This window comes from Clostridium sp. (assembly GCF_036642255.1).
Taxonomy (GTDB): domain Bacteria; phylum Bacillota; class Clostridia; order Clostridiales; family Clostridiaceae; genus Clostridium_J.
The window spans coordinates 1-18,572 of record NZ_JAVWDJ010000057.1 but is presented as its reverse complement, the minus strand read 5'-3'; the positions used below and the strand labels follow the sequence as shown (position 1 = coordinate 18,572).

The 18,572-nt window shown below is 31.1% G+C and carries 15 protein-coding genes; 1 reads left to right on the top strand and 14 read right to left on the bottom strand.

Features of this window, described 5'->3' with window-relative positions; translation table 11 throughout:
- Positions 1–165: 165 nt before the first annotated feature.
- The 14 genes from RR409_RS18775 to RR409_RS18710 all read right to left on the bottom strand — a co-directional run bounded on the left by RR409_RS18775 (position 166) and on the right by RR409_RS18710 (position 16,360).
- Positions 166–390 (bottom strand): hypothetical protein, encoded by a 225-nt coding sequence (locus tag RR409_RS18775; RefSeq protein ID WP_332559309.1) that lies wholly within the window; start codon positions 388–390, stop codon positions 166–168.
- Positions 391–810: 420 nt separating this feature from the next.
- Positions 811–1,383 carry a hypothetical protein gene (locus RR409_RS18770; protein ID WP_332559308.1) on the bottom strand — a complete coding sequence of 191 codons (573 nt, stop codon included), beginning with the start codon at positions 1,381–1,383 and terminating at the stop codon, positions 811–813.
- Between the two features lie 761 nt (positions 1,384–2,144).
- A complete protein-coding gene (locus RR409_RS18765) occupies positions 2,145–3,998 on the bottom strand; it encodes an ATP-binding protein (protein WP_332559307.1) in 1,854 nt (617 codons plus the stop codon).
- A 775-nt stretch (positions 3,999–4,773) separates the two neighbouring features.
- A complete protein-coding gene (locus RR409_RS18760; RefSeq protein WP_332559306.1) occupies positions 4,774–5,490 on the bottom strand; it encodes an FMN-binding protein in 717 nt (238 codons plus the stop codon).
- Between the two features lie 353 nt (positions 5,491–5,843).
- Positions 5,844–6,422, bottom strand: a complete 579-nt coding sequence (locus RR409_RS18755; protein ID WP_332559305.1) for a TetR/AcrR family transcriptional regulator — start codon at positions 6,420–6,422, stop codon at positions 5,844–5,846.
- A gap of 232 nt (positions 6,423–6,654) precedes the next feature.
- Positions 6,655–7,518 (bottom strand): ARMT1-like domain-containing protein, encoded by an 864-nt coding sequence (locus RR409_RS18750; RefSeq protein WP_332559304.1) that lies wholly within the window; start codon positions 7,516–7,518, stop codon positions 6,655–6,657.
- A 306-nt stretch (positions 7,519–7,824) separates the two neighbouring features.
- Positions 7,825–8,115, bottom strand: a complete 291-nt coding sequence (locus RR409_RS18745) for a CD3324 family protein (protein ID WP_332559303.1) — start codon at positions 8,113–8,115, stop codon at positions 7,825–7,827.
- A 9-nt stretch (positions 8,116–8,124) separates the two neighbouring features.
- Complete coding sequence (locus RR409_RS18740; RefSeq protein WP_332559302.1) at positions 8,125–9,231, bottom strand: hypothetical protein; 1,107 nt, start codon at positions 9,229–9,231, stop codon at positions 8,125–8,127.
- Positions 9,232–9,607: 376 nt separating this feature from the next.
- Complete coding sequence (locus tag RR409_RS18735) at positions 9,608–10,720, bottom strand: hypothetical protein (RefSeq protein WP_332559301.1); 1,113 nt, start codon at positions 10,718–10,720, stop codon at positions 9,608–9,610.
- 333 nt (positions 10,721–11,053) lie between these two features.
- A complete protein-coding gene (gene grdF, locus RR409_RS18730) occupies positions 11,054–12,361 on the bottom strand; it encodes a sarcosine reductase complex component B subunit beta (protein WP_332559300.1) in 1,308 nt (435 codons plus the stop codon).
- A 25-nt stretch (positions 12,362–12,386) separates the two neighbouring features.
- Positions 12,387–13,670, bottom strand: a complete 1,284-nt coding sequence (gene grdG, locus RR409_RS18725) for a sarcosine reductase complex component B subunit alpha (protein ID WP_332559299.1) — start codon at positions 13,668–13,670, stop codon at positions 12,387–12,389.
- Between the two features lie 275 nt (positions 13,671–13,945).
- Positions 13,946–14,341, bottom strand: a complete 396-nt coding sequence (locus tag RR409_RS18720; protein ID WP_332559298.1) for a GrdX family protein — start codon at positions 14,339–14,341, stop codon at positions 13,946–13,948.
- A 570-nt stretch (positions 14,342–14,911) separates the two neighbouring features.
- A complete protein-coding gene (locus tag RR409_RS18715; protein ID WP_332559297.1) occupies positions 14,912–15,550 on the bottom strand; it encodes a GntR family transcriptional regulator in 639 nt (212 codons plus the stop codon).
- A 681-nt stretch (positions 15,551–16,231) separates the two neighbouring features.
- Positions 16,232–16,360, bottom strand: coding sequence for a hypothetical protein (locus RR409_RS18710; RefSeq protein WP_332559296.1), 129 nt, complete (start codon positions 16,358–16,360; stop codon positions 16,232–16,234).
- Between the two features lie 431 nt (positions 16,361–16,791).
- Between RR409_RS18710 and RR409_RS18705 the strand changes: the two genes are divergently transcribed.
- On the top strand, positions 16,792–18,060 hold the full coding sequence (locus tag RR409_RS18705; protein WP_332559295.1) for a Glu/Leu/Phe/Val dehydrogenase: 1,269 nt from the start codon (positions 16,792–16,794) through the stop codon (positions 18,058–18,060).
- Positions 18,061–18,572 lie beyond the last annotated feature (512 nt).

Below are 18,572 nucleotides of genomic sequence, written 5' to 3'. Positions count from 1 at the left end.
GGACAACCAATTGGTTGTCCTTTTGTTTTCATGATTAACTAATAAACCCTACACTCATTACATTGCCTTCCACCATTTAAAGCAAATATTTAATATTAATTTTTTATAATGTCCTCCATAGGTATATGGGACTATACAACATAGTGATCCTTAAAGGATACTTCATTATTTGAACTCTACACTTCCTGTTTCTTCACCTTTGGATGAAGGTACATAGTAAGGTAAATTACCTGGTTTCAATTTCCAGTTATCATAGAAAACCTTAGATTTGTAATCTTTTATATTTTTAAGCTCATCCTCTGAGAGACGTCCATCTTTTGGGGAATCTTCAATGTAATCGCTCTGATAACTGGTGAAATCGTGGGCAAATAACATAACTGTGTACGGCATTACATCTACTAGTTTTTGTAAATTACGCGTGGATTCCAACTGCTTTACATGTTTCTGTACCAGTAAGTAGCTTCACTCTGACGAGAGGTACACGCTACTACACTGTTATTGAATAAAGACAGAAAAAGAACACCTTAGATGTTCTTTTTAGATATAAGACACTTAAAATTAAATTCTATCACAAGATTTTTAGTACTTTAACCGTTTTATTATACATGTATTATTAGGTATCTTCCCTATTTCTTCTGTATAACACCACGGACTATAGGCATGTTTTAGTAGAAAGACGATAATAAATCGTATCCATTATTATTTTGTTTAAAGATTTTCCCCCTAAAAAGAGGGTATCATATTCGATTAACAAATCATAATGTCGTGCATTATCACTGTACTGTTTAAATTATTTGAAATATCTTTATTCTATTTAGCTGATTTTTCTTCCCTTAGTACAATTGATCTGCCGATAAATGCAAATATAATTAAAATCAATCCTGTTAACCACCCCCCAAGACTGAAAACTTGGGGTCCATACAGCGCGAGACCTGCTCCACTCAATATAAGCAGCACTGATAGTACTCCATACATTTTCATTCCATATAGAGTTATGAAAGGTAAGTAATGCGTCCCAACAACAATCATAGATGCAGGAAAAAACCACATTTGTCTATAAAGAATAGTTGCACCAACTAAAAGGAAGTTTATTGGCACAGTAAAAGCTATTTGGGAACCGAGACCCCACAATCCGTTCTCTGCATTTACTTTTGCAGGTCGGCCCATCATGCGCAAGGTTAATTGCGTAAGTGGAAATATACCCATACATCCAAAAAACAGAAATATCATACCATACTGTGGTGTAATTAAAACACTAACAGCAGCAGCTCCTAGCCATATTAATCCGGATACAAGTTGGCCTGCAAAACCACCTAAAAAAGATGAACGCATTTCCATTTGAGCGCCAGATAAAGTCATAATTCTACTTTCCTTACTTATCATTTCGAATTCCTCCTCGTATAATATAGCTGTAACATTTGATAGAAATCATTCTATTTTTCTAACGAACACTTTACTATATTATTTAAAATTATACTTATATTAAATTCCTCTATACATTAGACTCTTTTTTAACTAATGTTTAATTCTAGCCTCTTATTTATCCGCGGTCATAGTAGTCCAATAATACATTTGTCCATATATCAATTATACATCTAATATATGAATTATTACAGATATCAAGATTATAAATAGGAAGTATGTCCATAATATTCCAAGCGCAAATAAGAACTATTAAGTGTATGTTAAGCTTAAAAGCTTTTTTAGTAATTAAATAATTACGGAGCTTGATATACTCAGAAATCGAGAGACTCTATATAACGCCCAAAAGTCGTCATTCCATTAATAAGTTCTTAAATCAACAAAATCCTCTACACCTATTCAAATAAGGAGTAGAAGATTTTTTACTTGTTTTTCATAGATACATCTACATATTAAATTCAAAATGCCGTTAATCTTTGATTTGTCAAACTTTCTTGTTCCTAAGTACTGCCGTCTCCACGTGTGTTGTGATAGGAAGATAAAACTGAAGCGCACAATTATTGATTTTGCGTAAAGATGTACCCCCCTAAAATAGGGGGTCGTTTAATTTATATGCTTGTATTTCACACAAAATAGTGTGTTGCTTAGGGTAATTTTAAAATTTTATTTATCTTATTAATAGATTAACTACTAAGTATTACATAATATATTGTAATATTTTATTAGTTATATATATCTGAAAACTCTATATTTATTCTTTGAACCCTATCCATATTGTCTTTAAGATTATTAATCTCTACAAAGTCATCTTCTGGAACTAAAAGTACAGGGAGTTCAATTGTAATTTCAGTACCCTTCCCACTGGCGCTTTCAGCGTATATATTTCCTTTAAACCCTTCTACTACCAATGCCTTTACAAGTGATAACCCGATTCCACTACCTTCACATGCCCTATGCAATGATGTATCAACTTGTCTAAAACGATCAAAGATTATATCTATCTTATCAGGTGGAATTCCTATTCCAGTATCTTTTACAGATATGGATATTTTATCTTTCTTATCAAAGATACTTACAAAAATGCGTCCTCCTGAAGGTGTAAACTTAATAGAGTTGGACAAAAGGTTGAGTATAATTCTTTCTATACAATCTGGGTCACATCCTATTACCTTATCCTCTATATCTGTATCAAAAATGATTTCAATACCTCTAGAATCAGCATAATTTGCAACTGACATAGTTATGTCTTCTATAATAGCTACTATATTATGATTACTAAAATGAATTTTTAAAAAACCAGTATCAATTCGGGTAATATCAATAAGATTATTTATTAGTCTTAGAAGTCTATAACTATTTTGTTTCATCATTGCCATATACTTTGATAGACTTTTATAAGTTTTACAATGAGATGCATTTAAATGCATACTTTCAATTAACTGAATAGAAGACAAAATTATATTTAAAGGCGTTTTAAATTCATGAGATAGATTAGAGAAAAATTGTGTCTTAAGATTATCATACTCTTCTATATTGGTTGCCATTTGATCAAAAGCTTGAGCTGCTAAAGCAATTTCGTCTTTTCCAGTGATATTTGTCCGAACATTCAAATTTCCTTTTGACATCTCCATAGCAGATGACTTAAGTACAGATATTGGCTCTAGTATTTGCTTTCCTATAAAAACGCTTGCTATTATACCTATTGCAACTATAAAAACCAACATAATTATGTCACTTTTTATACCAATAAAAGTTCTTACTAAAACTTCATCATATGTGTTGTTAGCAAAGGCAACCCAACCTAGCTCATCAATAGGTACATTTGCTCCTATCATAATTTCTCCAGTTATAGGTGATTTAACTTTTCTTAAATTAACAATTTTATTATCTAACACATTGTTTAAAACAGGAACATCTTTAATGCTAATCATCTTTTCGGCTATATCAGGAATTCCATATCTGTATACAAAAATACCTTGATTATCCACCAACCCAAAAGAACTATAGCCTACTCCTCTGTTCGCTGGTAAAATTTTATGTAGGTCTACTACATTTATACTAGCAGTGATTATACCCACTAATACATTATCTTTTCTAATTCCTCGTGCAATTACAAAAACTTTTTTGCCATCAACACGGGAAGTTAACATATCCGATATTACTCTATCCTCACCATTTATAATTTTATTAATGTATTCACGATCCTTAAGTGATACACCAATAGACTGAGGATTAGAACTTGCAGTAATTTTCAAAGTAGAGATATCTATCCATGCGTAATGTTTTATGGTAGTTTTATCTTCAGATATAATTTTCATATAATTTCCCATAACTTCACTATTTACGTTATTATTAGAAATTGCCAGTCCCATTATAAGTTCATTATTCCATATCCCATCAACGTAATTTGTAAAAGCTGAATTAACAGCTTGGGCAAAATCTTCATTAGCTTTTAATTCAGTATCTATACTTTTTTCAAACTCGTTATTTATTTTGAAAAATTGGTATATGATGATTGGAATGAATATTATAATTATCATAAATTGCAGTTTTTTCTTTATGCTTAAATTCCCCATTTTTATCCCCTATCAATCTATATTCAACTTGATTATTAGCTAAAAATTTTTGATATTATGTACAATGACAAAATAACACTAATATACATCTTAAAAGTGACTTTGGGATATTGTTAACTGTAATTTTCCATTATATCGTTTTCATCAATAATATTTAGAATACATTAAATTAGATACATGAAACTAATGTATGTAGAATACAATAAAGAAACTCAATAAATTGCTGGTTTTCTGTTGCATTTTTTATATAAGTTGATTAAAAAGGAGTTTATAATTTAAAATAATTCTTAAGCTTAATATTAAAACAAACTTATTTTATGTGAATTTTCTTATAAATACAATTATACTAAATATATACTAATTTTTCATATTTTCTACAAAAATAGTTTATTTTCGACAAGATGAATTTTGGAAAGTTACGTAGAATCTCATTACTCCAATTGACCCTTAATATTTCCCTAGTGAATTATCAGCTCTATCTCAGTCTCTTTAAGCAAACTTACAATAATCTTTTCAACTTCATAAAAAGTCATCTTTTATTTTATGTTAAATACGAAATCCATATCAAACTCTTTTATTGGATTTACCTTTTCAAAATTTCTAATAAACCCGCTAAAGCAAAAATCCCCTCAAACTGTAGTCTGAGGGAACATAAAATATACTTAAGCTTTTACTCTCATCTTTAGATGTATATGGAAACATATTTAATTAATTCACATACTTATATGGACATCGATATTCATATTTCTCACCATGTAAGTACTTATTTCTTCCTTTATTTAGCTTTTAATAATGCCTCACTAGCTGCAGTTTTCCATCCATTTGAGGACTCAGTAGCACCAGAAATAATATCAACCTCGGAAGATTGTTTGTTCATCATTGCTTTAGCTAAATCAACTCTATACTGCTTTAAATTTGGATGATCCCATTTAGTTCCATCCCATTGTTCATAATTAACTTCTTTATTCTTCTTGTCCAATCTTTTTAGTTCTACATTTTGTATTTTACCATCTTTAATTGTCACAACAGCTTCTTCAAATCCTGATTTTGTACTTTCAACCATACTACCATATACACCATCCTTGTATCCATCATTAGTATTGGTGTCTGTAGAATTACTTTCATTGTTATTACTAGTTTTATTTGTGCCTTCCATTGAAGCATTAGCCACATCATTTATTTCTTTACTAGCATTATTGTTTTTAGAATCTGTAGAAGGATTAGTGTTTGCACTACATCCCATAAGTGTAAAACTAAACATAGTAACTAAAACATAAGTACTTAATTTCTTCTTCTTATTTTCTCTAGGAACAAGAATTAAGGTTACTATTAAAGGACAGATAAACATAAGAGCACTAATTGGAAGATTAATTGGAACCGTTTTAGCTAACTCCTCTGTCACAGCTCCGAGTATCCAAAAAGGAATGGAGATACCAAATAGTAACAAGTAAAATTTAAAAAGTGATTTTGTCTGCACTGTTTTATTATTCATAGCTCGGCCCTCCCTAAAACATTTGATTTCAACAATAAATTAATAAGTTGCAACATTATTTCTTATATAAAATTACATAATAGCAGCTTATATAAAATAGCATGGAAGCTAGAAATAATTATCTACGCTGTTTCCTTATTGCATTATATATTTTATAAACACACCTAAAACAAAATTTCCATTTTGCAACTTCACCGGTGAAAAATTCCTCAGATTATTTTTCAACATATTTATTGAACTTAATATGCTACTTCTTATTTTTAATCATTACCTAACATTGAAGGTTTTATTGGTGAATGAATAATAAATAAATTCATTCACTATTTTTCAAAAAAAGATTGCCTACATTTATTCTATTTTCGGCAATCAGTTAAACCCTTCATTATAAACTCTACTAAATACTGCATTATATGTGGAAAATATTGAATTCCGATTTCTTCTTTATGGGTATCGATATGTTCTAAAACCCCGAAGAAAGCCAATAAAAGGTCATCAGCTATATCATCTCTTATTTTTCCTTCAGCTTTCCAATTTTTTATTATATCTATATAAAAATTATGAAAGAAATCACCATCATTTAAGCTCTCATCACGGTAATGTTGTTCTAGTTGTTTAAGAAGATCTTTACTATTCCACTCTTTAAGTATTCTATTGGAGTCCATTGCACTAATATTCATCTCTATTAATTTTTTTGCTACAGTTACTGGGTCTCCATTAACATTGATAGTTTCCATAACATGCCTTTTATGTTTTTCACTCTCTTTAATGTAAACCTCTAAAAACAACTCTTCTTTTGAACCATAGTAGTTGTAGAAAGTACCTACCCCCACCTTTGCCATTTTAGTAATATCTGAAACATTAGTATCCTTAAAGCCTTTTAAGTAAAATATTTGTCTTCCAGCATTAAAGATTTGTGCCTTTTTATCTACCAATTAAATAACCTCCACATTATGAATGAATGATTTTTAAATTCATTCACATTGTATCACTACATTAATTCACTGTCAATATAAAGACAATATTTATAAATTAACCACACCTGGGGTAAATAGATAACCTTAGATGGAAATCACCTTACCCCAAATTATCCAAAGTACAACTTACTTATGGTACAGTTACACTTTAAAGTATATCATTTGTTAAAAAATGATTCAGAGATGTGGGTTAGTTGTAATTAGTAAGCACATACTGCATTGATTTACATCCTATAGCAGAAGCAACTGAGCTGCATTTTGCTCGCAAAAGATAGAAAATAGCCTTATCCTTAATATCACTCAAGGTTTCAAAATTTGCTTGCCCTTTACTTATAATAAGATCTGCTTCATTAAATTCCCTTACAAATGCTCTAGAACAGTGCTTTAATATGGTTCCTTGTGAACTATGTCCATTATCAATAACTTTTACTAAGTTTACAATACCTGCACTTATTGCGTCCGCCATAGTTGCATCATTAACTATGGGACCTCCCTTTACTACAAAAGTAACCTTGTGTAATGGAAGCTTTTCTAACAGAAACTTATCAAATATAATTTCACCTGAATTGTCAGCAATATACATGATCTTATTTGACTTTTCTACTGCTTCTTTTAGAGCAGTTGTTCCAGTTCCAAAAATATTATGTTTTATGCTGTCTTCTACAGACTTAAGGATATCTGCTGGCTCTAGCTTTAGTCCAACTGAAAAATCTATAATATTTCCTGCAATAGCTAGCCTACAAGCCATATCAAAAGAATCTTCTGCCTTATCTAGCCATTTTTCCTTAGTAATTCGCTCATAAATCTCTTCAGCAATTTCATTATACTGCTCCTTCAATGCTACATATGGGTCATTAATACCAGTAATATTTTTAGCATGTTGATGCATTCTAAAAGCTATTTCTGGGGCTGTTTCATTAAAGTCCATTTCTCCTAATTCTTTCATAGACCTTTTTATTATTTCTTCTTGTATTTTTACATTATTTGTGGCTTCTTGTGCTATCTCTACTGCTTGTCTGGCAAGACAGTGTATGCATTCACGTGACACTTTCATATTATCCTCTCCTTAAGAGTAATAAGGTGTTATTGTACTTAAGTTCCATTTATAATTATATCATTTAATTTTGCAAATGAAAAAAACGTACCTTTTATGGTACGGCTCTCCGTATCAGTTATAAGTGAGGTTCTTACAATAACTACCATGAACTAATTGCATTGCTAATAAAAATCACAGCTTTATATCCAAGAATAATTACTTATCTCTTACAACTTTTAAGTTTGCTTTTTAAAAGAAATTTCCTCAATAGCATTAGGAGATGATTTCTAATCATCTCCTTGCTTTAAGATTGAGTGCACACTATTATTCTATTTCGTCAGTCACTGGATTTATTTTTACATACACTATTTTTTTAATAGTATTTTCAGAAAGATAGTACTTTCCAGCTAAGTCGCTTATTGTAGCCCCATCTCTATGCTCTTTCCTAATACTATCATTTCTGATAGAAAGATTGCGTCTATATCCAGAATTATCTCCCCACTTTTTCTTTGTTCCTTCAGCTTTAGGTATATATAGATATTCTCCTTCTATATACTTTTGAACCTCATCCATCAATTCTTTTGGCAAGATTTGTGTTGCATTTTTATATTTCAACTTTATTTCCTACTTATCTCTAAAATAGATTTCGAATTCTTCAATCGATTTAAAGTCCAATAACTTTACCTGATTTTTCCTAACTAGTGAAATTAATTCCTTTTCAAACTTATCAATTGCCATAAGAATTTTTTCATCGTCTTTTTTAGAAGTCAATTCTAATAGATCCAATCCAAATATATTATTGAAATACTTACCGTACTCTACATAAGCATTTCTATCGTCATACCATATACCCTCTTCAACTTTAGCAAGAAACTGACCAACCTCTTCTTGAATGTATGAAAAAAGCTCAAATAATTTGTAATAATTCTTTTGACTAACAGCAATGTTACATTTATTAAGACTTTTCTTCAATTCCTCATAGTATCCAGTAAAAAGTGTTTCAAACAACTCAGTTTGTTTATTTTCTTTCTTCATATCAAGCAGCAATTCTCTTGTATTTTCAACTAGACTTAATGATTTCAAATAAATTTCTTCACTAGAAGTAGAGAAAACTATATCATCTACTAAAGCTTTGTAGTCCTTAGGTAATCTTTCTAGTTTTAAAGAATCACCCAAAACAGAACCATTTCCATTTTTATAATACTCCCTGTTAACAAACCCCATTGCATTGGCAATTTTATTAAGCAATTTTCCTGCTTCTAGTCTTACACTACTCATACTTTTATTATACTTATACATATTATAAAGATAGATATAACTCTCATTAAAGTATTCATAAGCTTTATTTACTAGCACTTCATCATATTTTCCACTTAATATAGTTCTAAGACTATCTTTCATGTTTTCAAATCTATTAAGCACTTCATCATCGGAATAATAAACAATTTCTGTACCCAAAAGTAAATACCCTTGGGGACTATCCATGGCAGCATTAGCAATCAATCGTTCCCAACTCATGGGAAACAAGTCATAGCTTACACCTTCTACAATGAATTGAGTTGAAAGATTTTTTCCTCTCTCATTTTTAGGAATGAAATAAAACCTTATTCCCAAATTCTCATCTGTATCCATCATATCATTTCCATATAATATAAGCAGTGATATATCATTCTTATAATCGTTTATAATTTTATTCTTTATTATTTCTAATATTTTTTTATCTCTTTTCATTTTAACCTCCTGATTATTTGCGTTTTTTTGAAATACTTAATGGATCCATCTATTTCATACTTTAATTATATATACAAAATCTAACTAATTATATAGATAGTTCTTTTCTGGGTAATTATATACATATCTTATCAATAAATTTTTATTATAAATTCAAAGTTAAAAGTAAAAAAGCACAGAGTATAACCCTATGCCTAAATCTATTATTACTAAATCCAATTCTTATCTTTAGGAAACACCTTGCCTGTTATTTTATATTCCTGTTCAAAATTATTTTTCGAGAATTTTGAACAGGACAATTTGACGTGTGCAAATTTGCAAGGGTTAAAAGCAAAGGCGACTCTTTACTCCATACAGAACTCTTTATAATTACTTTCTAAACTGACTTATTCTCTGTAGCTTTAATATTTTGTTTACTAGAAAAATTCCTTATTGATTTTATCACCATTAACGCTAGAAGCAATATTCCTACATAACCATTTATTACATATATAATATTAACAAGCCTATCAAAAGGTATTTTTAATCCAATAAAAGTTCCTATAATTGCTAATACAAGGGTAATAACTTTAAATTTACTGCTTTTTTCATCTGTAATTCTTGATGAAACAGTCCAAAGAAGAGGTACTGCTGTTGTATATATACCTGCAATAACTGTTAAGGAAAATACTATTGCAACTGTTGGATGTATGTTACCTGCTAATATTAACGATGGAATCATGGACCCTGCAACCTGATTAATATTTGCCATAAGACCTAAGGCAATAATAATTATAGCTATGGAAAAAGCTGCTGCACCAATGATTGCTCCAAGGGTTGCTTCTCTTTTGCCATCCGCTGTTGCACCCATGGAAGCCATGAAAGAAGCAAGCCACAGCATACAAAAACCTACATAAGAACCTGCTGCATAAAGCCAATTACTTGATGCTTTCATTAGATTTAAGCTAGGAATAATTTCACTTGCTGTGCCTAGCCCTGATGGATTTTTCATAATTGCTGACAGACCTAAAAGTATGGATAATACAACTATTACTGGACCAATTGCACCTATTACATCGACTATTTTATTAAGTCCAAAAGTTACTGTTGCCACTGCTAGAACTGCCATTAATATACCCCCTACTGAGATTGGCAGTCCATATTGTTGATTTAAGGTTGCTCCTGCTCCTGCAATCATTACTATGAAAGACATATAAATAAACAATACTGAAAAGTAATCATAGAACTTACCTATGTGTTTCCCACAATAATAAGTGTAAATGTCGCTTCCCTTTGGAAATTTTTTCTCATATCCCACTGTAATAAAACTTACTCCAACATATAAAAATAAAATAAGAACTACTATTGCTCCTGCAATACCCATGTACCCGTAAGCTGCAAAGTATTGCATTATTTCTTGTCCTGTTGCAAACCCAGATCCTATCAAAAATGCTATAAACGCTCCTGCAAAGAAAATTACCTGCTTTTTATTTAATTTACCACTATCCATATATACCCTCCTGTTTAAATAATGAACAAGTTCATTTTCTTTAACGACTTCGAAAGGAGATTCTTTTTCATCTTAGAAAATTTTTAATACTAATGATGTTAGGAACTTAGTCCTTCCAAAAGTCATTAAAGTTAGCCAATTAATTAATAGAATCTATTAAATATTAATTGGCTACTGGTTAACTGTGGCATCTTTATTTAGTCAAAGATGTCACTACATTATGTGAGGTAATTAAATTGGATTTAATGACTTTTTATGTCAGTTTCCTATATTGGTGAGTTTTCTTTTGTGCAAAAGTGTTCTTATGAGCGTAAGTGTATAATTAAGAATTTATTACTCAAATACTGTTTGACCATCAACTTCTGTTTGCAAAGCTTTCAATGCTCTTTCAACTAAAGATCTTCTTAGTTTCTTGCTCTTCTCTTCTCCTAAATTTGGATCTCCTAGTGGATAAGGTATTCCTATGGCAGGTATTATTCTGTTAGCTCCTATAGTTAAGGAGATTGGAACTACTGTACACATATGCACTACTGGAATTCCTACTCTTTCAATTTCTTTTACCATGGTTGCACCGCAACGAGTACAAGTTCCTCATGTGGAAGTTAATATAACTGCTTGAATTCCATCTGCCAAAAGTTTTTTACTAAAGTCTTCTCCAAAGCCTTTTGCATTTCCAACTGCAGTTCCTGTTCCTGTTGTAGTTATGAAATAGTTCGCTAGCTCTCCAATGACCCCTTCTTTTTCCATCTCGCGAAGTACATCAAGAGGAACTACAAGGTTTGGGTTTTCTGTTACAAAGGCTCTGTCATAGCCACCATGCACTGTCATAAAGTGATTTTTTGAAAGACTGTCCATTCCAGTGATGTTATAAATACCATATTTAGTTGCACTGGAAGATTCAATTCTGTCTGGGTTTCCTTGAGGAACAATTCCACCAGAGGTTACCACAGCAATTTTAATTTTTGAAACATCTTTTACTGCTGGATTTGGAGATACTCTATCAAATACTGGCATTGGATATTCTGTTTCATAAGGCTGCCCTGATACTTTTTTAAGTAGCATATCTACCCCTCTTTCAGAGCCTCTTTTTTCATTGAAATAATTTACACGAATACCTCTTTCAAGATAGCCTTCCTCTTTTGGAGATAGGATTTCCTCTCCCTTTACCAACTTCTTAGCAAGATTACACATTTTGCTCATGGATTTTCTCATGTCTGCTGCAGAATGCCCAGTTTCAATGATGTGTAAATCTTTTCTAAACATATCAACTCCAGGATTTTCTGGATACATAGCTGTTACAACAGGAATGTGCATTTCAGTTTCAACTGCTTTAGCGATTGTTCCGCAGGCTACTCCATATCTTCCAGCATTAAAAGCAGGTCCTGCCACAAATAAATCTGGATTATATGGCCTAATGATATTTAGTATTATTTCTTTAGCCTCCTCTAGATTTGAACCAAAGTAGTTGTCTCCACAGATTACAGTGGCAACAACTTCATATTCCTCACCAAGTCCATTTTGAAGTGCAAGCCCTGGACCCACTACACCTTCTCTTATTTCAGGCTTAATATCAGCTTTTTCTTCTCCCCCAATGTTGGCAAAAAATTGATTTATATAATGAATAACTCTTTTTTTACTCATAATGGTTGTTCCTCCTTCTTTGATTTTAATATCCTCTAGCAGCGAGTTTATTGAAGCCGTTAGCAATAGTTGATGCTATAATAATTTGAAGTTCTGCTTCTATACTTCCGTCTTCCTTTAAGCTTCCTTCATAACCACCTATCATAGTTTCAATAAAGTCTAGGGTTCCTATAACTTTCTTCATAGGTGGGAAGCTAATTATTACATTTCCATTTCCACAAGATACAAGGGCATCTGCCTCATCAACAGCATCAGCTAAAGATTGAGATTTACCATCTCTTCCTGGGAATTCATCTGTAATAAGTACAACTTTTACTCCTTTTTGACTTACTTTCTTACAGTTCATCATTAGGTCTGTATCAGGATTTCCATAGCCTTCTTCTGTAATTAGCACTCCATCAAGTCCAAGAAGTTCACAAAGTTTTGCCGTCATGTCTGAGGACCGTTCCTTATCTGCAAGGAATACGTTCTCATTTGTAAGAATAACTCCCATGAAGTTTAAATCTTTACCGTGTCTTTTATATAAGTCCTCAATAACTGGATTGTTCAAATGATGATAAGTTGTTACCTTGTCACAAGGTGCAACACAGTTACCACTAACAATTGCTCCATCCATTATTTCTGTTGGGTACATGAAAGTAGGCACCATTACTTTAGCATCAACACCATAATAATAGGTGTCATGAAGTAATCCTTGAGATTGAAGCATATGGATATAACCTATTTTAGGTAGATTTGGATATTGATCTCTTTGCTCAAATACAGGTTTTGTTTCATACACAACAACCTCATCTGGCTCTATGTTCCTTCCGGCTTCGCCGATATAGGTAGCAACCTTTAATCCTACCATTCTTCCTGCTGCCTCGTAATCATGAGTCTCTAATCCTTCTGCTGGTTCTATAACTATGCAAACATTATTAGTCTCTGAAAAAGGTGTGTATTTAGCTGCAGGACCGGACATATCAATAAGTCCTTCTTGGAAACCTACTATTCTTCCACATGTAATTACAGTAGCACCAACCAAGGCATGGGTTCTTCCATTTCCAACTTCCTTAACCTTATTTATAGTTCCTGGGAATATGCCACCACCAGATACTTTAACTCTTGGTTCGATTACATCCTTAACAGGAGCAATACGAACTGATTCACCTGGTTTTGCAAGCTGTACATCTGCTGATATAATTCTGTCATCTTCAAGTACTAACTTTATTATTTCTTCCTTGTTTACATAAAGTGTTCCTTGCTTTACTTCTGTGTTTGCACCAAATTCTACATTATTAATCATTATTTTTCCTAATTCTAGTCTCAAAGTTATTACCTCCTTTTATATTTAAACCCCTAAAATAAAGGGATTATTGACAGAGTAAAAATGAATAATATGATTTTCTTAATCACCTTTGAATCTTTTTAAGCATAAGTAGCATCTTATTAAGTGTAAAAAATCTTCTTATTACCTAAAAAATCATGATACATACAGAAGAAACCTTACGTCTCACTGTTCCCCGTGGGGAATGGGAGCCTTAACCCCCAGCATAATGGTTCCAAACAATAAGCCTTCAAAAGGTAGGACTTAAAGAATTATTTCTAATAACCAAAATTGAACATAGGATTGTTTATTACATTTTCAATTAAGGATAAATCCACAGTTTGAAAATCTCTCAATATTTTTTCACTCCATTTAGGGGTGGCTTTATATTTTAGAAACTTTTCAGCAGCACCCAAACTATTCTCTATAAGAATTACACTTTCCATATGAGTTTTCATTTTTGCATCTCCAACAATTATAGATTTGAAAGGAGTCTGATTTGGTTTAAGACTTCCTGCCATTGGATGGGTAAGAATTTCACAACCCTCATGAACCTTATCCCTAGTCTTATTTAAAACCTCTATATAGGTACCCTCTTCTAAAAATAAAATTTGGAAAGTATCTCTATACTTTTCAAATACCTTATGGTTATTTGTTATAATAATTTTTTTCATAATCTATATCTCCTTTTGCGTAACTCCACTTGAAGAACTGCACACTTTCCAGCAAACCAAATATGAAACTGGAAAAAAAGAAACACCATGTTGGTTCGCTTGCTATTTACAGATTTCTAAACCCTTTTTAATTTATAACATTACAGTAAAAATACTTTATCCCTGAAATGAACAGTTTTAAATACAATTAATAAATTAATTGTATTTAAATGATATATTATTAGTATACGCATTGTATTTCACTTGTTCTTTTAATATATATTAGCTATTAATTTAAAATATCCTTCTTTTCTTCGAAAAAATGTTTAAATTTTCACAAAATTTTATAAAACAAAAGAAAAAACCTTTGAATCAACCTATCTAAGGATAATTCAAAGGTTTTTAAATATATAGAATGAAATAAAGAAGCCACATGATATGAAGCTCTTTAGTACATTCTCATAAATATAATTTTGCTTATGGTGGTTTTATAATGTGGAAGTATTGTTGTAATTTACATAATGAATACGCTCACTTTGATCACAACCCTCAAAGAGAGAATAACTTTACAAAACATCCTTCCCAAATTCCCTACAGCATTTGCTGTTTAATTTTTTCTACGAAATCATCTATATGTTCTCTTGCGTGTTTCTCTACACTCTCATGGTTCTTTTCTTTTATAGAATTGAAGATTTTACCTAGAGAATTTGTGAAAATATCCATGGAATCGATATACTGCTCAGAGTAATGCCAAAGTCTTTCTGTATGTAGGTGCAGACCTGCAAGCATTTCTGCAAGACATTGATTTCCACTACTTAAAAAGATAATATCATGGAATCTTTCATCATCCATAATTGCTTTTTGATAATCTTCTTCTATGTTATAGCTGTACATTCTTTCTAATATTTCTTCAAGTTCTTTAAGCTGATCTTTAGAAATCCTATCCACAGCTAGTCTTGCTGCGAAAGGATCTAGTTCCCTAGTAACTTCAAATACGGATTTCATATATTTAAAATCCAAAGGTGCTACCTGTGCCCCAAATCTAGGGATAATATTTAATAGCTTATCACCATTCAGCATCTGAAATATCTTTCTTACAGGAGTTCGGCTAACATTAAATTCTTTAGCAATATCCTCTTCATTTAGAACTTGTCCTGGCTCATACCCTAAATTAATAATCCTAGTTCTCAATATCTTATATATTTCATCAGTATCAATTGTTTTCTCCACTCTACCAAGCCCCTTATTCAAAATAATTAATAATATCATTATATATTTCATAAAAGAATTAGTAAATCTTTATTCCAATTTTTATATAAATTAGTTTATCGATTTGAAAAGCTCCGATTCCCCTTTATAGGGTTCCGAATTACCAAGAAAACTCATTTAATATTACTTTTAAACATTGTAGCTAATGTTTAAAAGATAATGCTTATAATAATTTATAATATAAAGAATGCAAGAAATAAACAGTGCAAATATCTAGTTTTGATTTGCATTCACTTTACTCTCAATCCTTCATAAAATAAGTCACCGCTTAATATAACACCTTTGTGGCTCTCTCCTTCAACAATAAAACTTATCAAATTAGTAAGCTGATTTTTGTAGTAAGTTATATCTGTTTCCCAAATCTCGTCTTTGCTTCCTATTATTTGATAGATTGAAATGAATAATCTACCCTTATATATAGTTAAAAACTCATAATATACTTAAAATATCCTGTTACCATTAATATTAACTTTACTGCTATACATCACTATTTTCTTTTTAATCACTAACCACAAGTATATTGAATAACTCAATAAAACAAAACAGTGAACACTGACAATAGTCAGTGTTATACCATATGATGTTTCTGCGGTGATACTGGATTCTATGTCGTGAATAAAGTGTAAGATAATAGGTATTAAATCATGGTTTCAATTGGAGACATTTTAAAGTAATTGCAATTACCTTTGAAATAGAAGCAAATACTGCAAACAAAACTACGTATGCAAATGATAAAATCACTGGATGTTCTTTTATAAATGATTCCTTCATTGTAAATACCCCTCTTACAAATAATGTTATATTTTTACATTATTATAAATTATTTCTTGGGAAATAAAGGTAATAATCATCTTTATTTATTTCTCTCATTTATTTATTACTCATTATTTTGTTAGTCTTTATTTTATATTAAATTTTATTCACCATATAATTGCATTGTCAGTGTACCCTTACTTAATCCAATTGCTCCAGATAATCCATAGCTAAGACTTTGAGGTAGTTCTAATCATATCAATGTAGTGAATGCTATTTTACACTATATGCAATAATTCATTCATTATTAACATATTATTGGTTGTTATTATTCATTTATCAGAATACAATGTTAATATAAGAGATTGAAACTTTTAAAATTTAATGATCAATATCAATGAATTACGCTAGAAACCTTATTAAAATTATATTTTAAGGAGTGTATTAAAATGCTAAAAGAAAACCTCAATCCTTTTGAAAACGCCCAGAAAATGCTTAAAGACGCTTGCGACAAATTAAACGCTGATCCAGCAGTATATGAAATCTTAAGTGAACCTCAAAGAGTTCTAGAAGTATCCATTCCAGTAAAAATGGATGATGGCACTATTAGAGTTTTTAAAGGCTATCGTTCCCAACACAATGATGCTGTTGGTCCAACCAAAGGTGGTATAAGATTTGATTCAGAGGTTACACGAGATGAAGTAAAAGCTCTTTCTTTATGGATGACTTTTAAATGTTCCGTAGTAGGAATTCCATATGGTGGAGGTAAAGGTGGTGTAATAGTTGACCCTAGCAAATTATCACAAAATGAACTTGAAAGATTAAGCCGAGGCTACATTGATGGAATTTATAAGTTAATAGGCGAAAAAGTAGACATTCCTGCACCAGATGTTAATACAAATGGTCAAATTATGGCTTGGATGGTGGATGAGTATAATAAATTAGTTGGTCATAATGCTCTTGGAGTTATCACAGGTAAACCTTTAGAATTTGGTGGTTCAAAAGGTAGAACTGCAGCAACGGGGTTTGGAGTAGCAGTAACAGTGCGAGAAGCTCTTAGTAAGCTTGGAATTAACATTAATAATGCTACTGTTGCAATTCAAGCTTTTGGTAATGTTGGTAGTTTCACAGGTAAAATATTGGAAGGCATGGGAGCTAAAATTGTCTCTGTTGCAGAGTATAGTAAGGCTGAAAAAAGAACTTATGCAATATATAACGAAGAAGGCTTTGATGCTAAAAAATTAGCAGAATACAATCTTAAAAATAATACACTCCTTGGTTTTCCAGGTTCAATTGAAATTTCAATGAAGGATTTTTGGGCATTGAATGTTGATGTTTTGGTCCCCGCAGCAAGAGAAAACCAAATAACCTTAGACAACGCAGAAGCAATTAATGCTAAAATTATTGCTGAAGCTGCAAATGGACCTATCACACCTGAGGCTGATAAGATTTTATTTGATAACGGTATCTTGGTTACCCCTGATATTTTAACAAATGCAGGTGGAGTTACTGTATCATATTTTGAATGGGTTCAAAATTTATATGGTTACTACTGGAGCGAAAAAGAGGTTGAGGAAAAAGAAGAAATTGCTATGGTTAATGCTTTTAATGAAATATGGAAAATAAAAGAGACCTTTAAAGTTTCTATGAGAAATGCTGCTTATATGTATTCAGTTAAAAGAGTTTCTTCAGCTATGAAACTAAGAGGTTGGTACTAATAACTTTATTTTATAAAGCTAATTATTCTAATAAATACCTATATAATAAGAGCAAAAGTGGCAAAATACATTCTTTAACATTGGTTGTTGCTTTATTATAATAATTATTGAACTCTAGCATTTATGTTTCCTCCTATCATTGTTGAATTGCCGTTTTTCAATGATGGAGTAACATGATATGCTAGGGTTTTTCTAATTGTAAACAATGCTAGTTAATTTATTAGCATTATGAGTTAATTTAGTTAATAATAAATGGGTTATGTTTATGAATTTTAATATAAAAGACATCTCATCAATAGAAAATCAATCTGTATACACCATTTATTAATCACACATATTGTATTTACAAAATATTAAAGTTTTTATTTGCTTGTTCCAAAGTAAACCTCAACACTATGTCACACTAACTAATAGTTTCCCTTTGGCACCTAACCCCTATATTTAATAATTTTTGCTCATAAAATTGAATTTTGGATAATCTTACCCTTATTATGAAAGTCCTGGAGTGGGGT